Here is a 26,359-nt window from a genome sequence, read left to right as displayed (position 1 = left end):
TGTTTATTCCATTGGTGATGCTATGAGTTTTAAAGATCAAGTCATTAACCTGATCATCCAAGGTCGCGACTTATTCTCAAGCGAGTCGAAGAAGTCGGAAAAGGCATTACAAGAGTTAGCAAACCAAAGTGAAGTCTTAAACGAGCGTCTGGATGATTTAAAAGATCAGCAGGCGGCGATTAATGCCATTGATGGCCTCACCACTGCGATAAGCAAAGGTGAGCGTAAATACGTTGATAGTACCCGTGCGCTCGATGAGTTAGTTAAACAACAAAAGCAAGCGGCAACCCAAGCCAAACAGCTTGAAGCCGCGCAAAAAGAGGCGGCCACCTCAACCGCCAAGCTTGAAACTGAATACAGCCAAACCGTTGCCGAACTGGCTAAGTACGATCAGCAGCTAACCGCTGCCCGTGCCGAGGTTGAGCGCCTAACCGCCACCCAAGGTGAAGGCGCACAGGCGAGCAAGGCACAGGCGCAAGCGCTCTCTCAAGCTAAAGATGATTTAAAGCAGCTTGAGTCTGCCCAAAAGAATACCGAAACCAGCGCCAAGGCGTTGGCTGACGAACTCGAAAAGCAATCGACTGAATTAAAGCAGCTCGGTAGCGAAGTTGATAAAGCCGGGCAACAAAAGGCCGAGTACGCGCTAAAAGTCAAAAGCGCCCGTACTGAGTTAAATCAACTCGGTACTAGCCTCGGACGCAATAAAGCCGAACTCGATAAACAACAAGCCGTGCTCAATAAAGCCGGTATTGATATGAATAAGCTGGCCGATGCCAGCAAAGAGCTTAAGACCCAAGAGGCCGCTGCCGAAGTCGCCTTAAAGGGCGTGAACGAACGGCTGGCTCGCCACAATAAACTACTTAACGAATCCCAAAAAGAAGCGAGTGATTTTGGTGGCAGCATTAAAGCTGCTACTGGCTCATTGCTTGCCATGGCTGGCGCCTATATCGGTGTGGATCGCCTATGGGAAAGCCTAAAGGCTATCCTCACTGCGGGTGATAAAGCCCAAGCCTTTAGCGCCCAAATGACGGCGATGATGGGCTCAATCGCCGCTGGTGAGCAAGCCACCGCATGGATTAAGGATTTTGCTAATCGCACAGGCACACAGCTCGATAGCGCCAAGCAGGCCTTTGCTTCGTTAAAGACATTTGGTATCGACCCGATGAATGGCTCACTACAAGCCATGGTCGATTACAACGCTAAGCTTGGCGGCAGCCAAGAAAAGCTCGAAGGTATCATCCTTGCCACAGGCCAAGCGTGGGCAAAGCAAAAGCTGCAGGGTGAAGAAATCCTGCAGTTGGTTGAGCGCGGCGTGCCAGTATGGGACTTGCTGGAAAAGGTCACGGGTAAAAATGCGGTCCAACTCGGTAAGCTCAGCGAGGCTGGTAAGCTAGGCCGCGATGTGATGCAGCAGCTGTTTGACGAAATGGGCAAACAGGCCAACGGCCAAGCAGCTAAAAGCCTTGAACGCTTAAGTGGTCAAATCAATTTAATCTCCAATAAATGGGAGCAATTTTTACAAATCATCGCCGACTCTGGTGCGTACCAAGTCGCGGTTGATTTGCTCAAAGATATCAACACCCAGTTTGATGAACTGAACAAAAGCGGCAGCATTAAAGCCGCCGCGCAGGATATCAGCGACTTTTTTAGAAACCTCGTGCGCGATGGTGGCGAAAGCCTTAAAGCGACACTCGATAACATTAACGCCTTTACCACTGGGCTAAATGTTGTCGCGGGTTCGGTGCGGCTGATCTTCAATGTGTTTAGCTCAGTGGTGGCCACGTTTGGCGCGACGCTCAGCGGTGTGTTCGCTTTGATCCTGCAAGGTTGGGCCACGGTTGTCGGTACCCTCGGCGGTGATGAGTTAGCCAGAACCCTAGAGACACAGGCCAATGCGTTAAAGGCTGTATCGAAAGCCTATCTTGATCAAGTCGAGCAAGACGCCCGTGATGCCACCGCCGCCCTTAAGCAAATGGGCGTGGATATTCGCCTAGACTCCGATGGTACCACCGAAACTCAAGTCGATAATGCCGATAAGGTTAAAGCAGCGGTTAAGAGCCAACTTGAGCAACAGATTGAGGCCAGCCAACAGGCCGTAGCTGCCGCAGAAAAAGCCAATGAGTCAGCCACTAAAGAGGTGGATGCATGGAAGGCGCGCGAACAAGCCGCCAAGGAGCATTACACCGCCCTTAAAAATTCCGGCACCGCCAGCATGGCCGAGCTTGAAGCGGCGCAAATTGCCCTTGAAAACGCCACGCTACGCTTGGGTGATGTTCAACTGAGTCAGGCCGACAGCCAACTGCAATTAGCGAAAAGCAACACAGCCTTAGCCAATGCCACAGTGAATTTGCGCAATGAGCAAAATCAACTGGCGCAAGAACAATTGAGTAAAGTGCGCGATGCGTTTATCGCGGGCAAAGCCTCGGTCGATGACTATAAAGCAGCGCAGGATAACGCTAAAAAGACCGCGGTTGAATTGGCTAAAGCACAAAGCCAACTTACCAACGAAGTTAAAAAGACATCGCAAGCGGCAAACGATTACGAGATTGCCATGGCGAAAGCTGGCATTACCACCACCAAGGTATTGCAGGACCAAGCCGCCGAAGCCAAAAAGACCTTTGAGCAAGTTAAACAAGGTGCTAAGGATGGCGCCGCCTCGACATACGATTTAAACCAAGCGTTTTTAAAGTATGCAGAATCAGCCCTCAAGGCCGATCAGGCCTCATTAAAGTTCGGTGAGTCCAGCGATGGCACTGTTGCCGCATCGCTTAAACAGCAAGCTGCAGCGATGGGGTTAACCGACCAGCTTGGTAAACTCATTGACCAATATGGCAAGGTGGATGCCGCCCAAACCCATTTCGCCCAAAAGAGTAATAACGCCTTTAATCAAGTTGATAATGGCGTGAACAATATGGGCGATTCGGTGATTAACACCCTCGATACGATAGTCAAATCAGCCGAGGATGCAGGTACTGGCTTAGGCGATATCGCCCAATACTTTGCTGATATCGGGGCGGCGGTACTCACTAAGGTGCAATCCTTAAGCGATGGCGCCGCACGTTATTTCAATACCATTGTTTATGGTGCTCAAAACGTCAAAAAGGAATTTGGCGAACTGGGCGAAGTGCAAAACGAAATTGAGCGTTTAACCGGGGTGATCTACGAGTTAGACAATACCCTCGCTAAAACCATCGACTTTGTTGGCCTTCGCACTTGGGCATTGGAAACCGAAAAGGCGGGCAAGATTGCCGAGCGCGCCTACTATCGGCAAAAGCTTGAATTACTGCAATTAGTTGAAGCGCTTGATAACACTGATGACGCTAACCTTAAGCTTATCTCGAGTGCTGACCGCGCCACTAAAGCGCTGGATTTGGTCAATGATCAAGATATGTCATTGCTCACTTCGGCACTGGCCAGCGCCAAACAGCGCATGGATGCCCTGCGTGATAGTGCTGAGTCCACGCTTAAGTCACTGCAGGATGAGCTCGACGGTTATCTTGGCCGCCAAGACCAAATCGAAAAGCGCCGTTATCAACAGCAGATTGCCGACCTCAAGCAGCAACTCACCGCCGCAGAACGCACTGGTGACAAAAAGCTGATTGCCGACTTACAAGAAGCCGAGCGCACACTAAAGCAAGTGTATGAGTTCCGCACCGCCGAAGTGAAAGCCCAGCAAGAAGCCGATAAAGCCGCCAAGGCCAAAAGCGAAGCCGAGGCCAAGCAGCAAACCGCTGCCGCCAATGCGAGCACCAAAGCCGTTACCCAAACCACTACAACCACGACGAACACATCTAACGCTAATGCCCCAATGGGCAATAGCGCGGATACCGTTGTGCTTAAGTTGCAAGTGGGTGGCACTACCTTTGATGCCCAAATGAAGCGCAGCCTGGTGACTGAGTTGGTAGCGGAGATCAAGCGTTTGCAATCTATCGGCGGTTAGCCTGTAAGGGCGCCGCCTTCGTTATTTACCCCATATGCCAAGGTGACACATGACAACCGTTGATAGCATCGTCATCAGCGCCGATCTGCTGTGGCTGAATCGCAACAATCAAGTGCGCGTAGCGGCCAATTTCAAGCGCGCTTTAAACGGTGCTCCGCAGGTGCAACAAACCATTATTCCCGCTGGTCATGCCATGGAACTCGGTACCAAATCCGGTTGGATTGCTCGTAGCGAGTTTGAGCAATTGCAGGCCCATGCTGCCAGCACCTTAACCGCATTCACCCTTAGCTATGAGGGCACCGATTACAACGTGATTTGGGACAACACCCAAGGCGCGCCAATCAGCGGCGAAGATGTGTTTGATGAGGTGCAAGGCTTTGCGCAACTGACTAACGTCACCCTTAAGTTCTTAACGATGTGAGCACTTTATGACTATCACCCGTGCCGATTTAAAAGTATTCAAGCCAGAGCAGTTAGGTTCAAGCGATGACGCAGGCGGCCAGCGCACTAAGCTGGTTGTGCAATCCGGCAAGCTTAATGAGCTTTTTCCGGCGATCTCGGATATTGACCACGCCATGAGCGCGGTGGATATCGTTAAATGCTATCCGGCATTAGATACCGCTGGCCGTGAGTTGCTGCTCGACGGCCATGTGTTTATCAGCCAAAAGCCGACCGATCCGCTAGTGAGTATGTTGATTGCGGAGGCGGATACGTTAGACGATGCCGACCGTATGACAGATATGGTCGAAATACTCGAATCCTCGGTACGCGCTGGCCAGTTAATCCGCAACCGCTTGATCGGCTTGCTCGCAGGGCAAGACACCTTTCCGCGCGCCTATTTGCAATCGAGTTACCTTTTTAATGGTACCGAGTATTGGGCCAACGTCACCCTGTTAAAAGGCCAAAAGATTGTGATTAGCGTGGAGTATCCAGGAGCTGAAAATGCCCAATATCCGCGCTTTGAGCACTTTTGCGAGATCCAAGAAACCGTCACAGGTGGACCAACGGGCAATGTGCAATTTAAACCCGCGATCCCCTTTAATACGCCAAACTACGATATCACCATCAATGGCGAAGCCGGTTGCACCAAAATGCGCTATGTGAGCGAGAACGATGGCATTAAGTACCACGGCGTAAGCAAGTTAACCGCGGCATCCTCAGGCAATGAGCTTATGCTTGAGTCAACGATTACCGAATTGTTGCCCAAGGTGAAAACCCTTAATCCATTGTCTGGCAATAGCATCACCTCAGGCGATAGCGGCGGCATTATCGCTAAAACTGCCAGTACGCCATATATCGCAGGGCAGCAAACATACATCTTTGAACTGCCTGATTTACTGAGTGATGATTACGTGAATAGCGGCTTACGCTTAGCGCCCAAGGTGGTTAACTCGCCAGTGTTTTGGAATAGCTCGATTGTGGGCACCACTGCTACATTTACAGCAACCAGCAACCTAAGTTTTTACGATATCGAAGCCATTACCATTGAGTATATTTCAGCCGCTAAATATGCGGTTTATAGCTATGGCTCGGCGTTTCCTGCAAACAAAAAAATCACCCTTGGTTCAACCCAAATGCGGGTGGTGTTTACCAACACATCCCAAGGCAGCGCAGTATTAACCGAAACCTCAGAGGGTAACTTTGTTGATGCGGCTAACAGCGTCCGCTTAGTGCAATTGGACTATGAGACTGGCGTGGCCACTAAGTTTTTAGATAGCCGTGGCGATTTTACTATCACTTATAACTGCTTAGTTGAGCCGCAACTGACATCGGACAATATCGCTAACTTTGCATTAGTGACAGATGCGCCAGTGCTCGACACCTTTTATGTGCAAGTGAGTAACGTTGCCGGCGATACCTTGCTTTCGGCCTCAAGCGATGCGGCAGGGGTGATCACTGGCTCAGGCATTACTGGCACGATTACCGGTACCAACGTTTCGCTAAACTTTGCTCAAAACGTGGACTTAAAGTCCCTGCGTTACGACATTAGCGAAACCGTGTCGCTATCACCACCGCCAGAACTGTACGGCCTTAATCCGCTGCGGATTAAAAACGGCGGCATTGTTAACGCCTTCACCGCGTGGAACTCAGTCTCTATTCAAGATACCGCCGTGCAAGTGCTAAGCAGCCCAGCGCCCGCGCAAACTTACAACGCACGGGCAAATGCGCGCTTTGTTGATATCACCGATGCCGAAGGCAAAAGCCTGTGGACGGTGGCAAACACCCATTACACATGGGTTAAAGAAACGGGTGTTGTCACTATCAACAGTGATTTTAGCGGCTTTACTGCGCCATTTATCCTCACCGATACCATCGGCGAGGTCGCGTTAGTGACTGAGGTGCGCAAAAACTCGTTAGTGCTGGCCTCAGAACTCAGCCGCCAATACCCAATCGGCGCCACGGTATCGAGTGTGCAAAACCTCGGTGACTTGCAAGCCCGTGTTGGGCCCGTGCGCGATATGACCGCATGGTCAAACAATTGGGATTTAGACGGCGAACCCGCCACAGGCAATTTGAACAATGTCGATTACCCAATTGAAGTGCGTAACGACACGGCGATAAATGAAGATTGGGTGCTGATATTCACTAGCCAAACGGCGTTCCGCTGCGTGGGTCGCCGCATTGGGCAAATCGCCTTGGGTGACACCTTAAACGACTTCGCCCCAATCAACCCGCTCACGCTTGCACCTTACTTTATCATCCGCGCTGCTGCGTTTGGTGGGGGTTGGAATACAGGCGAGGCCATCCGCTTTAAAACCTATGCTGCCAGTAAGCCAGTTATGCTGCTGCGCACCGTGCAAAGCGGCCACAGCCAAGTCACCACCGACCGCGCCGTGCTCGCATTCCGTGGGAATGAGTCTTAACAGCAGGCGCTAGGGCGCTGCGCTTTTAGGTTCTAGGTTCTAGGTTCTAGAACCTAGCAACTTTTCAGGAGTTTATATGGGATTACCAGTAACTGTTTATCGCTACACCGATGCTGGCGCACCGCAATTGGTTAATAACACGCCTTCTGAGTGGATAAATGTTTTAAAAAAAGTTTTAGTTGAAGGTTATGGAGATAAACAACCATTAGGCTGGACGCTTGAATTTGAGGATGCTGGTGTGCGGGCTGTCGCATTCAGAAACTCAACAACCGATGGCGGTAGCGGTGGTTATGTAAAGTTTTATTCTGTTGACGGGAGTGACACAGCTAACAGAGTTTTAGGTATTAAATGTGCTTTAGGTATGAATGACATAAATACATTTTTTAAACCATTATTTGCCAGAGGTTTATTTGTAACAAATAACTATAAAGGATGGGAAATTATTGGCACTAAAAGAGGTTTCTATTTAATACTGCACTACACTGTTAACGCAAACATGACTTTACAAGGTACCACTTCTGATAACCAAGTATATTTTATCGGTGACATGCATTCTGCAATACCTAACGATGTAGCACCTTTTACGATTGTAAATGGCACAGGTACAAATGGTGATGCAACCACGTGTGCTGGTATGGTAGATACTCCAAACACATTGTATGCACAATTATATTCTGCCGATGGTTCATCGGTAAGTACAATTCATTCATTCAACAAATCATATTTTTATAAAGATTCAAGTGTATATGACGGTGATGCAGAATCATTAGGTATAAATCATTTGATGCACCCCGTTTTTATTTTCGGACTAGCAAGTCAAAATAATAATGTTGGAATGCCTATCGGTAGAGGTGTAGTTCCCGGATTTCATGTTTCGTCATTTGCAGGGTATAGATCTGCGACATGGCCAAAAGTTCTCAATCAGAATGGTGTCGATTGGATTCTGTTAAGGTCATACAGATCACCTCAATTTTGGGTCAGCGCAGGTACTTGGTATGATTAAATTTTTTTATTATGCAGTAGTGAATAATTCATTGTGCAATCAATGTGTAGTTGCTATTGATTCTGACCCTGATGCTGAACGTGTTATAATAATGGATCGTAATACATCCGAGGTTTACCACAATTTCAATTATCAATCTAACAAGCAGCTAACTTTTATTGTTCCGATGGGCAATCAGATTAACAGCAATCTGTTAGTCGGCATTCTTGATGATAATCGCACCTATAACGCCAAATTTGTCGATGGTGTTAAAGCTGAATTAATTGATGGCAATACCGTGAACATTCGCCCATGACAGCCACTGTAATTCGCTTCGATACACCTTGGTTAAACGCTGTCTCGCCTATCAAAATCCGTTTTAATGATGCGCCTGTTATTGTCGATAATTCCTTTGGTATCGAGCTTGGCTTTAGTTGGGCGGATTTAAACCCAGTGCAGCAAGCGTTATTGCTGGCTGAGGCGTCAATCGAGCATGAATATCAATGCACTGGCGCGTGGGATAACGACAACGGCACCCAACTCAATACCGAAATCCAATGGCTTAACCCGCAATCAACGGGCATACATACGCAGTTTGCTTGGGCTGTGGGTGATGAGGTTCGCAGCGATTTGGCGATTAACTGGATAACACCGGATGATCATCAAACTGGCCTTGCGATTGTGTGGCTAACGCCAAAGGACCATATGGCGTTGACTGTATTGCGGTGGGTGAACTTTACCGCCGTGGATCGTGAGCTAGCTGTCACTTGGATTGATGGACCACAAGCCGAGATTGCGCAAATAATCCGTTATCGTGGGATTGTGGTTGATAACGAGCAAACTATTACGTGGGGGCCACATGCACCGCGCTGGGTGTGTTCGAGTAAATACCGCCCGCCAGTGGGCAAAATTATGCTGCGCTTTAATGAGCCGCTAGCCGATGATCCTAATCCCGTTGTGCTGCGCTTTACCGCATCACCCAATTATTGTTACTGGGATGATGGCGGAGGCCTGATTGACGGCAACCCAGTATTACCACCCCTTGATTTTAAAATCCCGATTGAACCCCAAATCCGCAGGTACTATCTAATGCAGCCAACGGTGACATGCACCCGAGTTTCAGACGGCACAGTGATTGTGATCAGCAGCGTGAGCATTAGCCACAGCCGTGGCCAGTGGGCCAGAGCGGTGAGCTTGGAGTTTTCAAGCCGTATCGATGCCGAGCGCGCGCACGATGAGTTATTGCTGATCACTATCAACGGCTATGAGTTTTACGCGATTGCTGAACAGCCAAGTGTAAGCAAAGTGTTTGGCAGTGCCACTTATAACAGCACTGGCCGATCACGCGTAGCCGAACTGGCCGCGCCGTATAAGTTACCAATCAGCTATACCAACACCACCGCCCGCAGTTTTGCGGGTTTGTTGGGTGACTTGCTGCAAAATACTGGCTGGATAGTGGAGCTGAACGGCATCACTGATTTTACTATCCCAGTGGGTGCCTTTAGCGTGGGCAATAAAACCCCGATTGAGGCAGTCGCCGAGGCGGTAGGGCAATTAGGTTGTATGATCTTAACCGATGATGCAGCCAAAAAGCTGATCATAGTCCCGCGTTGGCCCACTGCGCCGTGGGCAATGGCAACCGCAGTGCCTGATCTAGCATTGCACGATGCGGTGATCACTAGCTATAGCGATTCAGTTAGCCGCAACCCATTGTGTAACGTGGTGTGGCTGCGTGGCGAACAGCAGGGGATTGATGCAAAAGTGAAGCGTGCAGGCAGCGCGGGTAATATCCCGACCGCCGATATCATTGCCCAGCTGATTGTCGATAACCAAGCTGCTCGTGTAGCCGGCACCAATGCATTGGCAGAAACGGGCGATAAGTTGAGTGTGAATCTCTCGATGCCCGTGATGGCCGATTTACCACCCGCAACACCTGGCATGTTGGTGGGTGTCACCATTAACGGCGAGGTGTTTAAAGGCGTGTGCGATAGCTGGTCAATCCGCGCGACTGTAAGCGAGCGCGGTGATATCGATATCGAGCAAAGCGTTACATTGGTTTGCCCACTCGAGTAAGGATTGCTCTTAAGGAGAGTTATGCTTAAACAACTTCAGTCAGCATTCGTGTTGCCACGGCAGATCATGCAGGTGTCTGCCGTGAATGCTGATGGTACCGTCACCGCCAGCAGCTCAAGCGGCCACACCATTCGCGCGATTGGTAGCGCCAGTGTTGGCGATCATATCTATGTGCAAGATGGCAGGGTGCTAGGGACAGCACCCGATCTGCCATTTGTGGAGATAGAGGTTTAGTTAATTACATTTTGTTACATTGTTTTACGTTTAAATTTTTTACACATATTTTTATCCCATTCATGATGCTGATCGTTCGAGAATCCCATTTAAAAATAGGTTGTTGAGACTCTTCATCAAATTAGTTCCTAAAAGCTTATTAAAATTTGCGCATCTAGTTTTTATACTTTTAATGCACTATATTTGTTTGTAACTAGCTAATTTTATTGTTTTTTATTTTTAGTTTATTTGACTAATATAAATAAATTTTTTATTTTTACCCCAATTCAATCGCGGGGTAATGGCTATGACGGATGTCAATTTAGATCGGATAGAGTGCCAGTGCTATGAGCAGGGGATGCAGTTTGCTGAGCGGTATATTTCATTCAGGCAGGGGAATCACGACAGCAGCATTCAGCTGCATGTAATAGCTAAAATTTTAGAAATCATAGCGCCACAGTGTCGCGAGGGATTTTACGACACTATGGATGCATATATCGCAGATTGGGCTAATGCAAAAAATTAAGAATATTTTTAACTATTTAAAATATCCTTATCATGCAACCGCTTAGGGAATAACTCGGTATACACCTGCCAGAGTGTATTGATATTTCGATGGCCAGTCACCTGAGCCACTTCATCAATAGTGTAACCCTTCTCAAATAGCCGGCTTGCGCCTTCTCGCCTTAGGTCGTGATAGCGTAGGTCGGTGATCCCCAACTCATTTCGCACTCGCTGAAACCCTGCTGTAACGCTGCGTTCGTTATACGGGAATACCCGTTCATCATACCGTGGCTGCTTTTGCAGTATCTCCCACGCTCCACCAAGTAGCGGCACCAACATATGGTTGCCAGTCTTTTTGCGAGGATCTTTGCGGTCTCGCACAATCACCGCTTTTTGCGCTTCATCAACATCGTCCCACGTGATTCGGCATACTTCACCAATCCTCATGCAACTCAGTATCGAAAAGTCCAGCAAATCAATGTAGGGGATATGCGCCGCCCGTTGATCTGCCCTTGCTGCTAATCCTATTTTTAACTTTTCAATTTCAATCGCCGTTGGTCTCCGCGAACGCTTAGCCGATTTGGCAATCAAGCTTTGATTATAAAGTGCATCATACGCATCAATCACTGCCACCTGCGACACATCATAACCAAAGTTTGACCGCGCAATCCTCAATAGCCAGCGGATCACGCTCACATCTATCGACAGCGTAGCGCCGCCAGCCCCCGCCTCAGCCCGTAATTTGCAATGCTCAATAATGTGGTGTGGCTTTAGCTCATCAAGCGACACTTTAGCAATATCGCAGTCAGCCAGTAATTTAAGGCAATATCGTTTAGAACGCCCTATGCTCGCATCGATGTTAGTATCAGCAATCGCCTTGGTAATCACATCACCCAGCGTTACCTTAGGCTTAGCGTTATCCTCAAAACCGTTGGTTTCAATTTCAGCTACCCGCTGCTTACCCCATGCATCCGCTGGCGCCTGCTTTGTAAAAGTGCGGTGATCGCTGTAAACTATCTTACCTTTTTGCTTCACCCGCACAGTGCATTTATAGCGCGGGGTTCCATCGGCACGTTGACGAGCATCGATAACATAAAACGCCATTTGGATACCTTGTCCAATTTTTGGGGATACCTCACAGGATACCCGACCATTTTAAAATGTGCAAAAACGTACAAAAAACAGCAAAAATATATTATCACTGTAATTAAGCAACATCACATAAGTAGTCTGATATAAAAGAATTTATGCCAAAATCAATAGATAGAACCTTTTCCATTGCGCCCATGTTGGATTGGACGGATCGTCATTACCGTTATTTTGCTCGCTTAATGTCGGCCAATGCCTTGCTGTATACCGAGATGGTGACAACGGGGGCGATTTTGCATGGCCGTGGTGATTATCTTGCCTATAACCAAGAAGAACATCCCCTTGCATTGCAATTGGGTGGCTCGAATCCTGCTGACCTTGCTCGCTGCGCCAAACTTGCCGCCGAGCGCGGTTATGATGAAGTAAACCTCAATGTGGGCTGTCCTTCCGATCGGGTGCAAAACGGTCGCTTTGGTGCCTGTTTGATGGCTGAGCCTGAGCTGGTGGCTGAGTGTGTCGATGCCATGAAGCAAGTGGTTGATATTCCTGTGACGGTAAAAACGCGCATCGGCATTGACGAGCAGGATAGCTATGAGTTTCTGACTCACTTTATTGATACTGTTATGGCCAAAGGCTGTGGTGAATTTATTATCCATGCGCGTAAGGCGTGGTTACAGGGCTTAAGTCCGAAGGAAAATCGCGAGATCCCGCCCTTAGACTACGACCGAGTGTATCAGCTTAAGCGTGATTATCCAACGCTCAATATCAGCATTAACGGTGGTATCACTAGCCTTGAACAGGCTAAAAACCACTTGCAGCACTTAGATGGTGTGATGGTGGGACGTGAGGCTTACCAAAATCCCTATATTCTGGCGCAGGTTGACCAACTGCTCTGCGGCAGCCAGAAGGCGGTGATTAGCCGTGAAGCTGTGATTGAGACCATGTTGCCCTATATCGAGGCTCACTTGCAGGCGGGCGGGCGCTTAAATCATATCACTCGCCATATGATTGGCTTATTCCAAGGCTTACCGGGTGCCCGTGCGTGGCGTCGTTATTTGAGCGAAAACGCCCATAAAAACGGTGCTGGTATTGAGGTGGTCAAGCAGGCTTATCAAAGTATTCAGAGCGAAATGGTTGCTCAATAATTATTCGATTTAAAAAGTGGTGAGATTGACTAATGCCTGTAGTATTTTTCACCACTTTACCTTTCTCAAATATCTCGCCTATATCGTATTAGCTTAAAATAAATTATTAAATCAATGTAAATCATCGGCTTAAGTTTATTTTGTTAAGTTGGCACGCCCTTTGTATTAGTCCCTATGTCAAGTTAATCAATCGGAAAGGGACGACATCATGTTTACTTCAAACGTTAAAAAATCAGTTCAAGCAAGTGTGTTATTCGGTGCATTAATGGCGAGTGTTGCGGTACACGCCGAAGCGGCACCTGTATCAGACGTAGTGGGCGCCATCGAGCAAACGCTGAGCACCCAAGCGCAGGAGTTGTTGGTTAACACTAAGCGTGAACTGGTGTTATCACTGCAAACACAATTAGCTGAAAGTATCTATGACTTCAATAGCCAGCTAACACTGAGCGCGGATAACCAAGGTGAGTCTGTCACCTCAGGCGAATACAGCGCAAACAAGTAAGGAGCTGCCTATGTGGTTTGTAGCACCTCTTATGACTCTGCTACTGCTACCAGTGATTAGCCTCGCGTTGTTTTCAGGAATTATCTGCTGGTTTCAGTGGCACAGTGTCAGCGATAAGTAAAATATTCATCAATTGGAGTTCAAAATGAAACGAGCGCAAATGCGAATGGACAATTCAGAACGTTTAGTCTGTGGTGTTGCCTCTGGTATGGCGTGGCAATTTGGTTGGTCCTGTTTTTGGACTCGTGTAGTGTGGGCCGGCGCGATTCTATTTATGCCTGGTGTGAGTCTGCTAGTTTACTTTGTACTGGCCTTACTTGTGAACCAATGGAAAAGACCGATTTAACCCACGTTTTTGCTTCCTCAATTTGGGAACGTGAATGGGTTAGCCGATGCAAGTTTATGAACACAGCCTTTAGCGGGATGCTATCAACAAGAGGGCACATCGACCCTCATGCCAATAGTGAACACTGTTTAAGTGAGTATCACTTTTTAAGAAAAGCCTGAAATCTGGCTTTTGCTTCATCACTTTTAAGTCTTGCACTAAATTGTTCTAATTCTTGATGCATCTGATGTTGCACGCGGTTTTTATGTGGTCGCATCAACTGACGGGTAATTTGCAGTGCTTGCGGTGGCTGATTAGCCAGTTTCTTGGCCTGATTTAGGGCATAACCGAGCAACTCTTCTTGGGCGATGACATCGTTAATGATATTCAGCCTGTGCGCAGTATTGGCATCAAAACTTTCGCCGAGCAGCAAGAGCTCCGCCGCCTTTTGATAACCCACCAATTCGGGTAAGAGTAAGCTTGCGCCAGCCTCGGGCACTAGGGCCAAATTCACGAAGGGCAGTTGGAATTTAGCCGTGTTGTCGGCATAGACCAAATCACAGTGCAGCAGCACCGTAGTGCCAATGCCAACGGCGGCACCAGAGACGGCGGCAACCAGAGGTTTTTTGAGTTCTAATAGGCAAAATAGGAAGCGCACCGCGGGGTGATTTGGACCTAAGTCACTATTTTTCAAAAAGTCAGCAACATCATTGCCCGAGGTGAAACAATTATCCTCGCCATGGAGCATAAAGGCACGAATGTCGTTGTCTGCTTCACCTTCGATCAGGTATTCTGTCAGTTGTTTATACATATTAAGATCAAGTGCATTGCGTTTATCTGGGCGATTAAAGCTGATAATACGAACGCCCTGATCATCCCGAACCTGTATATGACTCATGGGTTGTTTTCCTTTACGACGACATTGGGTAGACATGGAGTTTAAGACATTGAAACCGATATTCAAACAGATGTTTAATTTTGTCGCATTATCCTGTGCCTCATTTTCTGTTTTCGCTAACGTAGTGATGACCGAAGGTCATGTCCGTGCAATGCCTGATACAGTACCAAATACCGCCGCTTACTTTACGCTGGAGAACCATAGCGATAAAACGGTTCGCCTCACCGGAGTGACGACTGAGGTCGCGAAGGAAGCACAATTACATACCATCATCGAAGAACAAGGCATGGTAAAGATGCGCCATGTTGAAGGCTTCGATATTCCCTCCCACGGAAAATTAACCTTCTCGCCGTCTGGAGAGCATGTGATGCTCATCGGACTCAAAGCCCCATTAGCCCTAGATCAGCAAGTTAAACTGCAGTTAGCGTTTGACGATGGCGAGAATATAACGATTACATTGCCTGTTGCTAAGCAGGCCGAGAATGCTGCTGAACATGAGCATCATCACCATCATTAAGGAGTCACTTGATGCAAATAACATGGAAGAAGGTCACCGGAGTTGGTTTATTTGTTGTTTTAATTGGTTATCTAGTCAGTGTGTGGTGGAGTATTGAACCCGATACCCTGACACCACAACAGCTGACGGCCACAGAGAAGAATGTCGTGGGTTATGCAACCACTACGTCGCTGATCCTGACCGTTGAAACACTGCTGGATAAGCAGGGCGGCTGGTTATCGAACGATGTGATGCCACCTTCGATTTTTATGGATAACATGCCCGCGTTTGAGTACGGCGCTTTAGAGCAAGTCCGTGATTTAGCACTGATTATGCGTAAAGAGTTTAGCCGCTCCCAGTCTCAATCTGCTGCGGATAAGGACCTAAGCGAAGCGCAGGCTAAGCTGAACATTGACCATACCAGTTGGTTAGTGCCCAGCGCCGAGAGCGAATACCGCGATGGCGTTAAGCTGCTCAAGTTGTATCGCGCGCGCATGATGGATCCAAACAATCAGGATGCCCAGTTTTACGCCCGTGCCGACAACCTTAACGAGTGGCTCAAAGAAGTTCAAAAACGCTTAGGCAGTATGTCGCAACGCTTATCGGCGAGTGTTGGCCAGGAGCGGTTAAATACCGATTTAGCTGGCGATAATGCTGCGCGCCAATCTACCCCGAATTTAGCTAGCCATCAGGTGAAAACCAGCTGGTGGAAAATTGATGATGTGTTCTATGAGAGCCGTGGTGCCTCGTGGGCACTGCTGAATTTTATGCGTGCAGTCGAAGTCGACTTTGCTGACGTATTGAAAAAGAAAAATGCTGAGGTCAGCCTGAAACAGATCATTCGTGAGCTGGAGGCGACTCAACAAACAGTTTGGAGCCCTGTGGTACTTAATGGCAGTGGTTTCGGTCTAGTCGCTAATCATTCATTGGTTATGGCTAACTATGTGTCCCGTGCGAATGCCGCGGTGATTGATTTAACGAACTTGCTATCTCAAGGTTAATTATGAAAAAAACACTCCTCGCCAGTGCGGTATTAGGATGCTTAATGGCCACTTCTGCCCAAGCGGCAACTGTGGTTGGATTCAAAATTGGTGGCGATTACTGGCGCGCCGATACCAGTGGTACTTTTTCCGATAAAGGTCAGCCACAACAAGGGTTTGACTACAGTTCATCGGCTCAAGGTAGCTACTGGATTGCGGTTGAGCATCCGCTGCCGTTTATCCCAAATCTTAAAATTCGTGAAAATAGCTTAGATCAGAAGGGCAGTCTGGCTAATGCTGACTTCAGCTTCAATGGCCATGATTTTACTGGCAATGTGACCAGCTATACCGATCTGAGCAACACCGATTTTGTGCTGTATTACGAGTTGTTGGATAACGACATTCTGTCTTTGGATCTCGGTGCTGCCTATAAGCTGATGAACGGTTCTCTGCGCGTTCAAGATGCGGGTCACCCAGAAGAGAAAGACGTCGATAGCGGCATTGTAATGGGTTATGCCAGCACACACGTGAGCATGCCAGGCCTTGGGTTATTCGGCTTTGCGGATTTAATGCTTGGGGTAAACGAGTCTAACGTACACGACTACGCTATCGGCTTAGGTTGGGAGTTTGACGGCGTGGCGGTGGATACCCGTGTACGCGTTGGTTATCGTGAGTTTGCCTTTGATGTAAACAACTTCTCTGGCATCAGCGCCGATACCAAGTTTGACGGTTATTTCGCCGGTGTAGAAATTGACTTCTAAGCGTTAACGCGAATGAATCAGCCATAAAAAAACCGCCATTTAGGCGGTTTTTTTATGGGAGGTATCGCTATCTTATTCGGCTTTTAGACCGTTGTTGATAGAGATAACATCGTCTTCATTTAAGGTGCCAGCAGCTTGTTTCAACGCAATAATTGAGTTGATGTAGCTGTAACGAGCATCCGACAATTTACGTTTTGAGTCGTACAGATCACGGGTACGGTTCAGTACGTCAACAATGGTACGAGTACCAACTTCGAAGCCCGCTTGTGTTGCCTTTAACGCACTTTCAGATGAAATCACTGACTGCTCATAGGCACGGATTGAGCTGATTGAAGCGCCTACGTTGTTGTAGTTGTTACGAACGTTTTTCACCACACTACGGTAGGTTTGCTCTAACTTCTCGCTCGCTTCCACGTATTGGAATTGTGCTTCTTTGACCTGTGATGTGACTTTAAAGCCTTCGAAAATCGGAATGCTTAAGTTCACGCCAACGTTCACATTGTCAAAATCTGGCTCGTTCACATCACCCGTTTTTTGCTCTAAGCCTTTGTTATAACCTGCGTTTAGGCTAAGAGATGGCATATGGCCCGCTTTGTAGAGGCTAATGGTCTCTTGGGCGATATCTTTACCGATGCGTTGAGTCATCAGATCGACACTGTTGGTTTCAGCAATCTTTAGCCACTCACTCGATGATGTAGGTGCTGGCGTTACCGCAGAGAAACGGTTGGTGTCGAGCACATTAATGGTCTTGTGATCGATACCTGTGATTTCACGCAGGGCTTCGTAGCTGTTGGCTAGTGTGTTTTCAGCCAAAATTTCAGTCGCCGAGGCTAAGTCATACTGAGCTTGCGCTTCATGTACGTCGGTAATCGCAGTTAAACCTACGGCAAAACGTTGTTTTGTCTGCTCGAGTTGACGCTCAATCGCACGTTTTTCTGCGCCTTGGAACTCGTAGTTATCTTTTGCCGTTAATACATCGAAGTAGGCTTTAGTCACACGAGTGATCAAATTTTGCAGTGCTGATGCATAGGTCGAATCGGCTTGAGAAGCGGCTTTTTCGGCAAGGCTTAAGCCAACCCAAGCGCTGTGATCATAGATCACTTGGTTCAGCTTTAGGCTACCGGTCAATCCACTGGTATCGCTCTTAGGATCATTCCATGCTTTGTCATAACCCACGTTAGCGCTGATGGTCGGTAACAGTGGTGCACGGTTTTGTTCGATCTTTTCAAACAAGGCATTACGTTGAGCTTGTGCTTGTAATACTAGCGGGTCGCTCGTCAGTGCTTGTTGATATATTTGCAGTAAATCATCTGCTTGAACCGCTTGAGCGGAAGCCGCGAGAGTTAATGCTGCGCATAGAGAACGGATCTTAAATTTCATTTGCTGTCCTTATTAGACAAATTCTCCCAAAGGAGAAATATGTAACTTCGTTTAGACTAAGTAATGCCTTTACCAAGGCGGTTTGCGCTTCCCGACGCTTCCCGATACAGCTAAAACTTAATGTCGTAGAGTCTAAAAACTCCCACACGTTCAAGTCAACTGCGAAGTGTAACAGATTTTATTTTAAAAATGAGCCAAATTGCCTTGATAATAGGCGAAAATTTAACGCTTAAGGATTGAAATATGAAGCCTGCTGGTTTTTCGCAAACAGATGTGGAAATTCTCGAGAAAAAGTCGCTGTATCAAGGTTTTTTCGCCCTCGAACAGTTCACTTTTAAACACAAATTATTTGCTGGTGGTTGGAGCCAACCCGTGACCCGTGAAGTGTTCGAGCGTGGCCATGCGGTGGTGGTCCTGCCCTATGATGCTGCGCGTGACAAGATTGTTTTAATTGAACAAATTCGTTTTCCTGCATTAGCGACCACTAAATCTCCTTGGCTAATGGAGTTGGTCGCGGGTATGATTGCGCCCGACGAAACGCCGCTGGATGTTGCGCACCGCGAGCTGCTGGAAGAAACCGGCTTAACCGCCCGCAATATGCATTATGTGAATAGTTATCTGGCAAGTCCTGGTGGCAGTACGGAGCGTTTCTATTTCTATTGGGCCGAGGTGGATTCATCCCTGGCGCAAGGTCTGCACGGATTAGCTGACGAACATGAAGATATTCGATTGCATGTGTTAGACCGTGAGGATGCCTATAATCAGGTCGTCAAGGGGGCAATAGACAATGCGTCGACCGTAATTGGATTGCAGTGGTTGCAATTAAACTATCAGCAACTGGGTAAAGTTGGATAAAGGTTTGGCTACTTCAACATCGCACCGAAAACCGCGCTACCAACCTAACGTGAGCGACTTTTTAGCGCTATGCGGGCGTAACTACGGCTATATGCAGAAGTGGTTACCGCTCGATATTGAAGTGGGCAAGTCTTGGCAACTCGAAGGTGAAGCGGGTGTATTAGTAATCCGTATTTTAGAAAATACCAAATACACTCAATTAGTTGAGATCTCACGCCCGGTTAAAATCATGGAGTTTATTAATACTCCCAAGGTGTTAGTGAGAATTTATCATGATGCTAAATTAGCAGAAGTGTTAACTGGTCAACAGATTTACCAATTACGCCCAGTGTATGATTATCCCAATTTACGCATGTATCATAGCGATGAAAAGTACCAGGTTAATGCATTCCTGGGGGAGTTATTGAAGATTGGCTGCCAACAACGTTTGGTGTGTCAATCTTAGAATTGGGTATTCAATGTGCTGAAAGAGGCTGTCTCTTACTCAATAGCTGAAGAAGAAAGTGTGCGCATAGTGCAAGTCACTGATCCGCACCTTTTTGCCGATCCTGAGGCGCAGTTATTAGGGGTCAACACCAGTAAAAGTTTTGCTGCTGTACTTAATACGATCCGCGCTGTCGACTATCCAGCGCATCTGATGTTAGCCACGGGCGATTTAAGCCAAGATTATTCCCCCGAATCCTATCGTCAATTCGTGGCCGCAGTCGCGCCGCTCAACTTACCTTGCCATTATCTTCCGGGTAATCATGATGATCCGCGGATCATGTATCTGCATATGCAGGGCGAGCGGATTTTTGGTCAGCAGCGTATCCTTGCGGGTAAATGGCAAATCTTGATGCTGGACTCCACCGTGCGGGGAAAGCCCGGCGGCAATATGGCCGAGAGTCAATTCGAACTCATTGAACAGGCCATTGCCGCGCATCCAGACCGCCACACCTTACTGGTGATGCACCATAACCCTATCTTGGTGAATTGCGCTTGGTTAGACCAACATTGCATGGATAACGGCACTGAGTTTCTCAGACGTGTCGCCCAATATCCGCAGGTTAAGGGGTTACTCTGGGGCCATGTGCATCAACAGTTGGATACCGACTACGACGGCCCCCATGGCCCACTGCAATTAATGGCAACGCCTTCTACTTGTATTCAGTTTAAACCGCAATCGCCTTATTTTGCCCTCGATGGACTGCAACCCGGTTATCGTTTGCTGGAGCTGAAGGCCGATGGTAGCATCTGCACTAATGTGTATCGCGTGCCGGGAAATCTGTTTTCCCCCGATAAAGATTCCAGCGGTTATTAACGCGAGTGACCGCAGCTTGAGGAACTATGCTGCTCTATATTCACGGATTCAACAGTTCACCTTTCTCCGATAAAGCGGTGATGACGGCGCAGTATATGGCCGAGCATCACCCTTCCTTAGCCTTCCATCAACCGCAATTACCCAATACACCTAAGGCCGCCATGGCCTTGCTGCGGCAATATGTTGAGGCTGCCAAGCAAGCGGGCGAGCCACTCAATTATATCGGCTCATCCTTGGGGGGGTATTTTGCGAGTTACTTGGCAGAGCTGTACGGTGGCCGCGCTGTGCTGGTGAATCCGGCCGTCAAGCCCTTTGAGCTGTTTGATGAATTTATGGGGCCGCAATTTAATCCTTATACCGAAGAGCATTATCAGGTATTGCCGGAGCATAAGCTGGAAGTGGCTGAATTTAATACGGCTGTTATCCGCAATCCCGATCGTTTTTTGGTACTATTGCAAACGGGCGATGAAGTGCTGGATTATCGAGAAGCACTGCATAAGTATCACCATTGCCAATTACGGATTGAATCCGGTGGCGATCACAGTTTTGTGGGTTATGAGCGGTATCTGCAAACTGTAAGCCAATTTTTACACTTACCTTGACAAATAGTCGTCCAGAGCCGCAACATGGCCGGATATAACAACTTATAGCGTACACTATGACGAATCAATACACCTCTGACGCCATTGAAGTTCTTAACGGACTTGACCCAGTTAAACGCCGTCCAGGTATGTATACCGATACCACCCGACCTAACCACTTAGGCCAAGAGGTCATAGATAACAGTGTGGACGAGGCCTTAGCGGGCCACGCCACCAAAATCGAAGTTGTGCTCCATACCGATAATTCCCTTGAAGTCACCGACGATGGTCGGGGGATGCCGGTCGATATTCACCCTGAAGAAGGCATTCCCGGGGTCGAGCTGATCCTCACTAAACTGCATGCCGGTGGTAAATTTTCGAATAAAAATTACCAATTCTCCGGTGGTTTGCACGGTGTGGGGATTTCGGTGGTTAACGCCCTGTCTCGTCGCGTCGAAGTGACGGTGCGTCGCGATGGCCAAGTGTATGATATTGCTTTTGAAAATGGCTTTAAGGTTGAAGAATTAAAAGTCACGGGTACTTGCGGTCGTCGCAATACTGGTACCCGAGTGCATTTCTGGCCCGATGCCAGTTATTTCGATTCGGCGAATTTCTCCAACTCCAAACTCATCTATTTGCTGCGCGCCAAGGCCGTGTTGTGTCCGGGTCTTAGGATCAAATTTACCAATAAGCACACCAATGAAGTCCATGAGTGGTACTACGAGAGTGGTTTAACCGATTATCTCAAGGCGGCGGTTGGCGATAATTTAATGCTGCCAGAAGAGCCTTTTATCGGCAGCTTTAAAGGCCAAATCGAAGCCGCGGATTGGGCCATTACTTGGCTGCCGGAAGGTGGCGATGCGATTAACGAAAGCTATGTTAACTTGATTCCAACGCCATTGGGTGGAACCCACGTGAATGGTTTCCGCCAAGGTTTGCTTGAGTCGATGCGCGAGTTCTGTGAGTTTCGCAATCTGATCCCCCGCGGTATCAAGCTGTCGCCTGAGGATATTTGGGACCGCGCCGCCTTCATTCTCTCGGTGAAGATGCAAGATCCGCAGTTTGCCGGTCAAACCAAAGAGAAACTCTCGAGCCGTCAAAGCTCTGCTTTTGTCTCTGGCATTGTGCGTGACGCGTTTTCACTGTGGCTCAACTCGAATACCGAATTGGCCGAGTCGCTGGCGGACATGTGTATTAACAACGCCCAGCGCCGCTTAAAAGCCGCGAAAAAAGTGGCCCGTAAAAAAGTCACCTCTGGCCCGGCATTACCGGGTAAATTGACCGACTGTAGCGGCCAAGATCCGATGCGCGGCGAACTCTTCTTAGTGGAAGGGGACTCTGCGGGTGGCAGTGCCAAGCAGGCGCGCGACCGTGAGTTTCAGGCCATTATGCCGCTGCGTGGTAAAATCCTAAACACGTGGGAGGTGGATGCTTCACAGGTGTTGGCCTCGCAGGAAGTGCATGACATCTCAGTGGCGATTGGTTGCGATCCCGATAGCAACGATATTTCCGAGCTAAGATATGGCAAGATTTGTATCCTTGCCGACGCGGACTCCGACGGGCTACATATTGCAACTTTACTCTGCGCCCTGTTTCTGAAACATTACCGTGTGCTGGTCGAACAGGGCCATGTCTATATCGCTATGCCACCGCTGTTCCGTATCGATATAGGTAAGGATGTTTACTACGCCTTAGATGAGGCTGAAAAAGAAGGTATTCTCGACCGTATTACTGCCGAGAATAAAAAGGGTAAGGTTCAAGTTACACGCTTTAAAGGTCTGGGTGAGATGAACCCGCTGCAATTGCGTGAAACGACTATGGATCCAAACACTCGCCGTTTAGTTCAGTTAACCATTGATGATGTAGAAGAAACTGACTCACTGATGGATATGTTGCTGGCTAAGAAACGTTCGCCCGATCGTAAAAACTGGCTCGAGGATAAGGGTGACATGGCGGTACTTTAATGTTGTGCACTATTGCCGATAACAATAAAACTTAGGCATAAAGAAAATTACCATGTTGTATATAAAAACTAATAATTATAAATATTTAAGGGTGTTCTCTGCCTTCGGGACCCTACTGGCGAGTCTGGCGTTATTAACGAGCCAGGCGGCGATAGCGGGGTCTCAGTCGATCATGATTACCGTGTCGAAGGGATTTGGTTTATCCCTTTATGCCTCCGATCTCGGGGATGCAAAGCAGATAGCCATGGGCTCGAATGGTACGCTCTTTGTGGGCTCCAATAAGAGTGGCACTGTGCATGCGCTCGTTGACAGCAATCAAGATGGCCGCGTCGATAAACGTTATGTAATTGCCAAAGGGCTGGAATCCCCCGATGCGATAGCCTTCCATAATGGCGATCTTTTTGTTGCGACAGAAAACCGTATCGTACGTTTTATTGATATCGAGCAGCGCTTACGTCGCCCCAGTCGCCCTAAAGACATCTATAGCGATCTGCCTGAATCCGATAAGAAAAGTACCCGTGCGATGAATTTTGGCCCCGATGGCAGGTTGTATATTTCTATCGGCGCACCGTGCAACGTATGTGAGGCGAGTGCGCCTTACAGCAGCATTATTGCAATTAATGTCGATACGGGTGCTAGTGAGCAAATAGCGCTGGGCGTACGGGATGCAACCGGATTTGATTGGTCTCCACAAGATGGCAAGTTATGGTTTGCTGACCAAGGCCGTGATTGGATGGGGGATAACTTACCACCCGATGAAATCAACCGTATCGATGTGGTCGGTAGCCATTATGGATTCCCCTATTTGCACGCCTCGTCCGTGGTCGAGCCGGCCTACGAAAAACCGAAGAATTTAAAAATTACCGTCCCAGTATATGAACTGCCGGCCCATGTGGCGCCCACAGGACTGGCGTTTTATCGCGGCAAGCAATTCCCTGAAATGTATCATAATCAACTCTTTGTCGCCGAAAATGGTTCGTGGAACCGTTCGAGCAAAGTGGGTTATCAAATCGTCATGTTGAAGCTTGAGAATCAGCAGGTGGTGAGTCGTGAAACCGTAGTCAGTTTCCTCGACGGTGAGTTTCCCGTTGCCCGTCCCTATGCCTTGTTGTCGGCAGACGATGGTGCTATGTACATTTCGGATGATTTAAAAGGTAACGTGTATCGACTGTTTTATAAGGATGGCGATACGACTGAAGAACCACAGGAACTAGAAGAAAATGAGTGACGCGATCAAGTTAAGCTTAGATGGCGTAGAGCAGATGCCCCTGCGGCGCTTTACCGAAGAAGCTTATCTGAATTATTCCATGTACGTCATCATGGACCGAGCCTTGCCCCATATTGGTGACGGGCTTAAGCCTGTACAACGGCGGATTATTTATGCCATGAGTGAGCTCGGGTTATCGGCTCAGTCAAAACATAAAAAATCAGCCCGTACCGTCGGTGACGTATTAGGTAAGTACCATCCCCATGGCGACAGCGCCTGTTACGAGGCTATGGTGCTGATGGCGCAGCCATTTTCTTACCGTTATCCGTTGGTGGATGGCCAAGGTAACTGGGGGGCGCCAGACGATCCTAAGTCCTTCGCCGCGATGCGTTATACCGAGGCGCGCCTGTCTAAGTTCTCCGAAGTCTTATTGTCTGAGCTTGGACAAGGTACGGTCGAGTGGGGCGCTAACTTCGATGGCACCTTAAAAGAACCTAAAGTGCTGCCTGCGCGTTTACCGCATATTTTACTCAATGGCATCACAGGTATTGCTGTGGGCATGGCGACGGATATTCCGCCCCATAACGCCAGAGAGTTAGTCAATGCCTGTGTGGCGCTGCTGGACGATCCTAAACTCGAACTTGAGCAGTTGATGGGCTATGTGCCAGGTCCGGATTATCCGACCGAAGCCGAGATCATCACGCCATCGGCCGACATTGCCAAAGTGTATGAAACGGGCCGTGGCTCCATAAAAGCCCGCGCCGTGTATAGCGTCGAAGCGGGTGAGATAGTGATCACCGCTCTGCCGCACCAAGCCAGTAGCGGTAAGATTTTAGAGCAGATCGCCGCCCAGATGCAGGCGAAAAAACTGCCTATGGTGGCGGACTTACGTGATGAGTCCGACCATGAAAACCCGGTGCGACTGGTGGTGGTGCCGCGCTCAAACCGCGTCGATTGCGATCAACTGATGGCGCACTTGTTTGCGACCACAGATCTTGAGAAAAGCTTTAGGGTAAACCTTAACGTATTGGGTCTCGATGGTCGCCCACGGGTGAAGGGCCTTAAAGACTTATTAACCGAATGGTTAGAGTTCCGTGTCGATACCGTAAGACGTCGCCTCGAGTATCGTCTCGATAAAGTACTAGCACGGTTACATATCCTCGAAGCCTTGATGATTGCCTTCCTCAATATCGATGAAGTGATTGAAATCATTCGCTTCCACGATGAGCCAAAGGCCGAGTTAATGGCGCGCTTTAACCTGACGGATAGGCAAGCAGAAGCTATCCTCGAGTTAAAATTACGTCATTTAGCCAAGCTAGAAGAGTTTAAAATCAAGGCCGAGCAGAATGAGCTTGAAGCCGAGCGTGAGAAATTAGAGCAGTTATTAGGCTCAGATCGTCGCTTAAAAACCTTGATCAAGAAAGAATTAATTCAAGATGGCGAAACCTATGGTGACGATCGCCGCTCACCGATTGTTGAGCGCCATGAGTCCCGTGCCTTAACCGAGCAAGAGCTGACGCCGAGCGAGCCAGTGACAGTAGTGTTATCTGAAAAAGGCTGGGTGCGTTGTGCTAAGGGCCATGATATCGATGCCGAGTCTTTGTCCTACAAGGCTGGCGATCAATATCTATGCAGTGCGATGGGGCGCAGCAATCAGGCGGCGGTATTTATCGATTCGTCTGGCCGCGCCTTTGCGACCGATAGTCACAGCCTGCCATCGGCTCGCAGCCAAGGTGAGCCAATCACTACGCGCTTTAATATGGCGCCGGGTGAAACCATGCAGCATGTGATTTTGGGTGAAGACGAGCAATGTTTCCTGCTCGCCACCGATGCGGGTTACGGGTTTATCTGTACTTACAATGATATGGTTTCGCGCAACAAGGCGGGTAAAGCCCTGTTAAGCCTACCGACGAATGCTAAGTCCTTACCGCCGAGACCGATTGACCGCAATCGCGAGATGTCTATTCTTGCTATCACCAATGAAGGCCGTATGTTGCTGTTTTCATTGGAAGCATTACCACAATTGTCTAAGGGCAAAGGGAACAAGATTATTGGTATTCCAAGCGAGCGTGCTAAGAATCGTGAAGAACTGATGACGCATTTACAGTTAGTGCCAGCCGACACACCTGTGACCCTATGGGCGGGTAAGCGTAAACTCACCTTAAAACCGAGCGATTTAGAGCATTATCGAGGCGAACGTGGCCGCCGTGGCGCCAAACTACCGCGCGGCTTACAGCGTGTTGATAGCGTGGAATTAGGCGAAGGCGCAGAGGTTTTACCTAGCATTTAACTGTTGATTT

Annotated in this window: 24 protein-coding genes; 21 read left to right on the top strand and 3 right to left on the bottom strand. The window is 48.4% G+C overall.

The annotated features are described in order from the left end of the window. The first annotated feature begins 22 nt into the window (after positions 1 to 22). From B5P39_RS08040 to B5P39_RS08005, 8 genes are all read left to right on the top strand, one after another. On the top strand, positions 23 to 3,940 hold the full coding sequence (locus tag B5P39_RS08040; protein WP_088211094.1) for a tape measure protein: 3,918 nt from the start codon (positions 23 to 25) through the stop codon (positions 3,938 to 3,940). A 49-nt stretch (positions 3,941 to 3,989) separates the two neighbouring features. After that, positions 3,990 to 4,361, top strand: coding sequence for a hypothetical protein (locus tag B5P39_RS08035; protein ID WP_088211093.1), 372 nt, complete (start codon positions 3,990 to 3,992; stop codon positions 4,359 to 4,361). Between the two features lie 7 nt (positions 4,362 to 4,368). Beyond that, a complete protein-coding gene (locus B5P39_RS08030) occupies positions 4,369 to 6,804 on the top strand; it encodes a hypothetical protein (protein WP_088211092.1) in 2,436 nt (811 codons plus the stop codon). A gap of 76 nt (positions 6,805 to 6,880) precedes the next feature. After that, positions 6,881 to 7,807: a hypothetical protein gene (locus B5P39_RS08025; RefSeq protein ID WP_088211091.1), complete on the top strand. Its 927-nt coding sequence runs from the start codon at positions 6,881 to 6,883 to the stop codon at positions 7,805 to 7,807. Positions 7,808 to 7,898: 91 nt separating this feature from the next. After that, positions 7,899 to 8,102 (top strand): hypothetical protein, encoded by a 204-nt coding sequence (locus B5P39_RS08020; RefSeq protein ID WP_254915722.1) that lies wholly within the window; start codon positions 7,899 to 7,901, stop codon positions 8,100 to 8,102. Further along, positions 8,099 to 9,859 (top strand): hypothetical protein, encoded by a 1,761-nt coding sequence (locus tag B5P39_RS08015; RefSeq protein WP_088211089.1) that lies wholly within the window; start codon positions 8,099 to 8,101, stop codon positions 9,857 to 9,859. The genes B5P39_RS08020 and B5P39_RS08015 overlap by 4 nt, the downstream gene beginning before the upstream one ends. 21 nt (positions 9,860 to 9,880) lie before the next feature. Continuing rightward, a complete protein-coding gene (locus B5P39_RS08010) occupies positions 9,881 to 10,093 on the top strand; it encodes a hypothetical protein (RefSeq protein WP_088211088.1) in 213 nt (70 codons plus the stop codon). Positions 10,094 to 10,379: 286 nt separating this feature from the next. Then, a complete protein-coding gene (locus B5P39_RS08005; protein WP_140418329.1) occupies positions 10,380 to 10,598 on the top strand; it encodes a hypothetical protein in 219 nt (72 codons plus the stop codon). 8 nt (positions 10,599 to 10,606) lie between these two features. Here B5P39_RS08005 and B5P39_RS08000 read toward each other — a convergent pair whose 3' ends face one another. After that, the gene (locus B5P39_RS08000) at positions 10,607 to 11,680 is read right to left on the bottom strand and encodes a tyrosine-type recombinase/integrase (protein WP_088211086.1); all 1,074 of its coding nucleotides are present in this window, start codon (positions 11,678 to 11,680) and stop codon (positions 10,607 to 10,609) included. A gap of 143 nt (positions 11,681 to 11,823) precedes the next feature. On the opposite strand from B5P39_RS08000, the gene dusA reads away from it, so the two are divergent. The 3 genes from dusA (at position 11,824) to B5P39_RS07980 (ending at position 13,658) form a co-directional block, all read left to right on the top strand. Continuing rightward, positions 11,824 to 12,810 (top strand): tRNA dihydrouridine(20/20a) synthase DusA, encoded by a 987-nt coding sequence (gene dusA, locus B5P39_RS07995; RefSeq protein ID WP_088211085.1) that lies wholly within the window; start codon positions 11,824 to 11,826, stop codon positions 12,808 to 12,810. Between the two features lie 208 nt (positions 12,811 to 13,018). Further along, positions 13,019 to 13,312: a hypothetical protein gene (locus tag B5P39_RS07990; RefSeq protein ID WP_023268555.1), complete on the top strand. Its 294-nt coding sequence runs from the start codon at positions 13,019 to 13,021 to the stop codon at positions 13,310 to 13,312. Between the two features lie 145 nt (positions 13,313 to 13,457). Next, entirely contained in the window at positions 13,458 to 13,658 is a 201-nt protein-coding gene (locus B5P39_RS07980) for a PspC domain-containing protein (RefSeq protein ID WP_088211084.1), read from the top strand. 139 nt (positions 13,659 to 13,797) lie between these two features. Here B5P39_RS07980 and B5P39_RS07975 read toward each other — a convergent pair whose 3' ends face one another. Further along, complete coding sequence (locus B5P39_RS07975; protein WP_088211083.1) at positions 13,798 to 14,535, bottom strand: enoyl-CoA hydratase-related protein; 738 nt, start codon at positions 14,533 to 14,535, stop codon at positions 13,798 to 13,800. 34 nt (positions 14,536 to 14,569) lie between these two features. Here B5P39_RS07975 and B5P39_RS07970 point away from each other — a divergent pair, with 34 nt between their 5' ends. The 3 genes from B5P39_RS07970 to B5P39_RS07960 are packed head-to-tail and all read left to right on the top strand — an operon-like array spanning position 14,570 to position 16,772. Continuing rightward, positions 14,570 to 15,052: a copper chaperone PCu(A)C gene (locus tag B5P39_RS07970; RefSeq protein ID WP_088211082.1), complete on the top strand. Its 483-nt coding sequence runs from the start codon at positions 14,570 to 14,572 to the stop codon at positions 15,050 to 15,052. An 11-nt stretch (positions 15,053 to 15,063) separates the two neighbouring features. Beyond that, positions 15,064 to 16,032 carry a DUF2333 family protein gene (locus B5P39_RS07965; protein ID WP_011623977.1) on the top strand — a complete coding sequence of 323 codons (969 nt, stop codon included), beginning with the start codon at positions 15,064 to 15,066 and terminating at the stop codon, positions 16,030 to 16,032. A 2-nt stretch (positions 16,033 to 16,034) separates the two neighbouring features. Then, the gene (locus tag B5P39_RS07960; RefSeq protein WP_088211081.1) at positions 16,035 to 16,772 is read left to right on the top strand and encodes a TIGR04219 family outer membrane beta-barrel protein; all 738 of its coding nucleotides are present in this window, start codon (positions 16,035 to 16,037) and stop codon (positions 16,770 to 16,772) included. A gap of 72 nt (positions 16,773 to 16,844) precedes the next feature. On the opposite strand, the gene tolC is transcribed toward B5P39_RS07960, so the two are convergent. After that, positions 16,845 to 18,152, bottom strand: coding sequence for an outer membrane channel protein TolC (gene tolC, locus B5P39_RS07955; RefSeq protein ID WP_011715885.1), 1,308 nt, complete (start codon positions 18,150 to 18,152; stop codon positions 16,845 to 16,847). A 243-nt stretch (positions 18,153 to 18,395) separates the two neighbouring features. Here tolC and nudF point away from each other — a divergent pair, with 243 nt between their 5' ends. From nudF to parC, 7 genes are read left to right on the top strand one after another with little or no spacing between them, the layout of a single operon-like run. Then, complete coding sequence (nudF, locus tag B5P39_RS07950) at positions 18,396 to 19,007, top strand: ADP-ribose diphosphatase (RefSeq protein WP_088211080.1); 612 nt, start codon at positions 18,396 to 18,398, stop codon at positions 19,005 to 19,007. Between the two features lie 4 nt (positions 19,008 to 19,011). Continuing rightward, positions 19,012 to 19,452, top strand: coding sequence for a DUF1249 domain-containing protein (locus B5P39_RS07945; RefSeq protein ID WP_176399881.1), 441 nt, complete (start codon positions 19,012 to 19,014; stop codon positions 19,450 to 19,452). Between the two features lie 15 nt (positions 19,453 to 19,467). Further along, complete coding sequence (gene cpdA, locus B5P39_RS07940; RefSeq protein ID WP_011715888.1) at positions 19,468 to 20,307, top strand: 3',5'-cyclic-AMP phosphodiesterase; 840 nt, start codon at positions 19,468 to 19,470, stop codon at positions 20,305 to 20,307. A gap of 26 nt (positions 20,308 to 20,333) precedes the next feature. Beyond that, on the top strand, positions 20,334 to 20,909 hold the full coding sequence (locus B5P39_RS07935; RefSeq protein ID WP_088211078.1) for a YqiA/YcfP family alpha/beta fold hydrolase: 576 nt from the start codon (positions 20,334 to 20,336) through the stop codon (positions 20,907 to 20,909). A gap of 56 nt (positions 20,910 to 20,965) precedes the next feature. Continuing rightward, positions 20,966 to 22,852, top strand: a complete 1,887-nt coding sequence (gene parE / locus B5P39_RS07930) for a DNA topoisomerase IV subunit B (RefSeq protein WP_088211077.1) — start codon at positions 20,966 to 20,968, stop codon at positions 22,850 to 22,852. A gap of 52 nt (positions 22,853 to 22,904) precedes the next feature. Continuing rightward, positions 22,905 to 24,080, top strand: a complete 1,176-nt coding sequence (locus tag B5P39_RS07925) for a PQQ-dependent sugar dehydrogenase (RefSeq protein WP_088211076.1) — start codon at positions 22,905 to 22,907, stop codon at positions 24,078 to 24,080. Next, a complete protein-coding gene (gene parC / locus B5P39_RS07920; RefSeq protein WP_088211075.1) occupies positions 24,073 to 26,349 on the top strand; it encodes a DNA topoisomerase IV subunit A in 2,277 nt (758 codons plus the stop codon). Before B5P39_RS07925 ends, parC begins: the two co-directional genes overlap by 8 nt. Positions 26,350 to 26,359 lie beyond the last annotated feature (10 nt).

This window comes from Shewanella sp. Shew256 (assembly GCF_002196695.1).
GTDB classification, from domain to species: domain Bacteria; phylum Pseudomonadota; class Gammaproteobacteria; order Enterobacterales; family Shewanellaceae; genus Shewanella; species Shewanella mangrovisoli.
Note: the sequence above shows the minus strand (reverse complement) of the source record. Positions and strands in the feature narration are given on the sequence as shown.